Source organism: Rhizobium sp. L9, assembly GCF_002531885.1.
In the GTDB taxonomy this organism is placed as follows: domain Bacteria; phylum Pseudomonadota; class Alphaproteobacteria; order Rhizobiales; family Rhizobiaceae; genus Rhizobium.
Map to the genome: position 1 here is coordinate 1 of NZ_NWSZ01000069.1, position 2,893 is coordinate 2,893.

A 2,893-nucleotide genomic window follows, 5' to 3' on the forward strand; every position below is an offset into this window, starting at 1 on the left:
CCTTAAGCGTTTCTGCCTCGAACTCTTGCGGCTTCAGCATCACAAGTTCATCCGACGCCATCAGCCGGGCGCGGATATTGGTGAAGTCTGCGGGATCATCGACATAGCGATGCAGCGCCCTGGCGATATCCTTCTCGTCGAAGGTCGAGCGCTCATTGCCGAGCTGCTTCAGCAAAAGCTCCGGCTCTGCCAGCAGCCGGTCGGCCATCTCCTGGCGGCGGGCGAGATCGGCCGGCGCGAAATAGAGCTCCCTCCTCTTTCGCGCCAATGCCGCCTTCTCCGGCCCAAGATGTTTTTGCGCGATGCCGTCCAACCCCTGTTCGGCATAGGAACGACCGTCGAGCCGGATCTCATGACCTGCGAGCGCCAGATGCCGGTTGGCCGTTTCCGCCCAGGCGATCTTCCAGGCCTTCAAGGTTTCCTTGTCGCCGGCCCAGCGTTCATAGATGATCTTGCCGGTGTTCTTACGACGTAATGGCTCCCCATTTTCCCCTAAAACAGGAGAGTTTTTCGGACCAAAGCCATCTTCGGTCAACGCCCGCAATGTAGTCATCATATGGATGTGTGGATTACCGTCCTTGTCATGATAAACCCAATCGGCGACAATCCCAGTCGCGGTAACAGTGTCCCGCACAAATTCGCGCACCAGCGCGACGTTCTCCACCCTCGTCAATTCCTCTGGCAGCGCGATGATCAGCTCGCGGGCGAGCCTCGCGTTGGCCTGCGACTCGAACGCCTCCACGGCATTCCACAGTCCCTCGCTCGCCCTCGCGACCGAATAGCCGTCGATCAGCTCGCGCAGCCAAGCGGGAATTTGCTCAGGAAGCGCCAGTTCCTCATGCGCCAGCTCAGGATTTCCGCTGCGATAGCTGAAAGATCTGCCCACCTGGCGATCCGTCATTCGTGTGCGATGACGATAAGCGGCGGCCGCGACGACGCTACGTCCCGCGCCCCTACTGATCACCTGCGCCCTCACAAACATGATCGCCACTAATGTCTCCTGCCCTTGAATCAAGTTGCACCAGCGAGCCCGTCGCTACCGGAATAGACGGACCGAAGGAGCCACCGCCCCGCCGACGACGTCTTCAAATCCTTTCCTTGCACGGTGTAATTTTCGAGAACCACAACCTACGTCATTTTACTACCTCAATCAAGGTAGTATAACGCACAGGGGTTTGAACTGCCTGTTTTGAGCTCCGCGGGTTGCGGTACCCAGCGAACAAGCGGACGAAAAGACGGTTTGGAGACCTAAGGAAATGGCTTGGCCGTACAGAATTTGTCGTAGACGGTGCAGGATCTTTCGCCTATCGATGGTGCTATGAAGTCGTCCCTCAACCATATGCCACTCCGCAAACAACGCGAGATTGGCCGTGTTCTGGAGATCCTCCACGAGGAATTCGAGGATGCGCTGAAAGACGGTACGGCCGAGTTCAAAAAGCGCGGCCGGATCTTGAAGATTATCCTATTTGGCTCCTACGCCAAGGGTGGATGGGTTGATGAACCTTTCACGATGAAGGGTTATCGTTCTGATTTCGATCTCCTCATCATCGTCAACAACCGCAAGCTCTGTCATTTCGCCGAGCACTGGCACAAGGCCGCGGACCGGCTGATTCACGAAAAGACGATCGAAACGCCGGTAAGCTTCATCGTCCACTCCATTCGAGAGGTGAACAACTTTCTCAAAGAAGGGCAGTACTTCTTTTCCGACATCCGGAGGGAAGGCATTGTTCTCTACGAGCTCGATAACGAGCCGCTCGCGGAGTCTAAACCTCTTTCCCAGGCAGATCTTTTCAAACTTGCGGACGGACATTTCGATCAAAGATTTCGGGCGGCCACACGCTTTCTCCAAATGGCAACGCTAGCGATTGAGCGGGATTTTGCAGAAAACGCAGCATTCGAGCTTCATCAATCCATCGAGCAGGCCTACTCCTGTGTGCTGCTAACGCTCACTAATTACGGCCCGCCGTCGCACAACATCAAATTCCTCCGCTCACTCGCCGAAGAGCAGGTCCGACGTCTCGCCGAAGCCTTTCCTCGTGATCAGCATCGTGAGCGCGCCTGGTTCAACACGCTGAACGAGGCATATGTGAAGGCGCGGTATTCGAAGCATTTCGAGATCAGCGAGGAGGCACTTGGCTGGCTCGCACAACAAACCGCTTTATTGCTTGATCTGGTCAAAACGGTTTGCGCCGAGCATCTGGCGAAGCTTCAGCGGCACTCCCAATGATGTCCCCGGAAGTTCATGTCGTCACTACCCAGAATTAGCCAAGGCAACTGCGGACATTTCAGCGGGAGGCACCCTCCCCGATCTCAGACTGTTGCTGGCGGGCGGTGTCAGCAAAATGCTGTGGCGACGCGGCAATGTCCGAGCGAGGATTAAGCAAACAAGAAGTCCCACGACTGCAGGCTTGAAAGAGCGACATTCTTCAAGGTTATGGTGTTGTCGGAATCGGCCATGATAATCGTATCATTCCCGAACTGCTCGCTTGCCGCAAAAAGCGATTCCCAGTCGACGAAGATGCCGTGATCAATCGAGATCGCGTCATGTGCGGAGCCGGTTCCCACGAAGTTTGTGATCGTATCGTGGCCCCAGTTCGCCGAATAAACGAAGAGGTCGGCTGCCGCGCCACCCGTGAGGGTGTCATTGCCGGCGCCACCGGTCAGCGTATTAGAACCACTGCCACCGACGATAACGTTGTTCAGCGCATTCCCCGTGCCCGCAAACGGCCCTGTTCCGATAAAGGTGAGGTTCTCGACATTGGCGGCAAGCACATAGCTCGCCAGGTTCGTGCGAACCGTATCGGTCCCCTCATTGGCGGCTTCGGTGACGAGGTCACCGGCATTATCGACGATATAGATATCGTGGCCAGCCCCGCCGATCAAGGTATCCGCA

3 protein-coding genes are annotated in these 2,893 nt (G+C 56.4%); 1 reads left to right on the forward strand and 2 read right to left on the reverse strand.

Translation table 11 applies throughout. The features are described 5' to 3' along the window. Window positions 1-991: MobA/MobL family protein (locus tag CO660_RS32125; RefSeq protein WP_176536419.1), on the reverse strand; the 991-nt coding region annotated here is incomplete at its 3' end. 327 nt (window positions 992-1,318) lie between these two features. On the opposite strand from CO660_RS32125, the gene CO660_RS32130 reads away from it, so the two are divergent. Continuing rightward, window positions 1,319-2,227: a nucleotidyltransferase and HEPN domain-containing protein gene (locus tag CO660_RS32130; protein ID WP_097601862.1), complete on the forward strand. Its 909-nt coding sequence runs from the start codon at window positions 1,319-1,321 to the stop codon at window positions 2,225-2,227. Between the two features lie 149 nt (window positions 2,228-2,376). Here CO660_RS32130 and CO660_RS32135 read toward each other — a convergent pair. Beyond that, window positions 2,377-2,893: calcium-binding protein (locus CO660_RS32135; protein WP_141504974.1), on the reverse strand; the 517-nt coding region annotated here is incomplete at its 5' end.

Coding starts and splice junctions, on each gene's coding strand:
- CO660_RS32130 (WP_097601862.1), top strand. CDS start 1,319: ATGAAGTCGTCCCTCAACCATATGCCACTCCGCAAACAACGCGAGATT.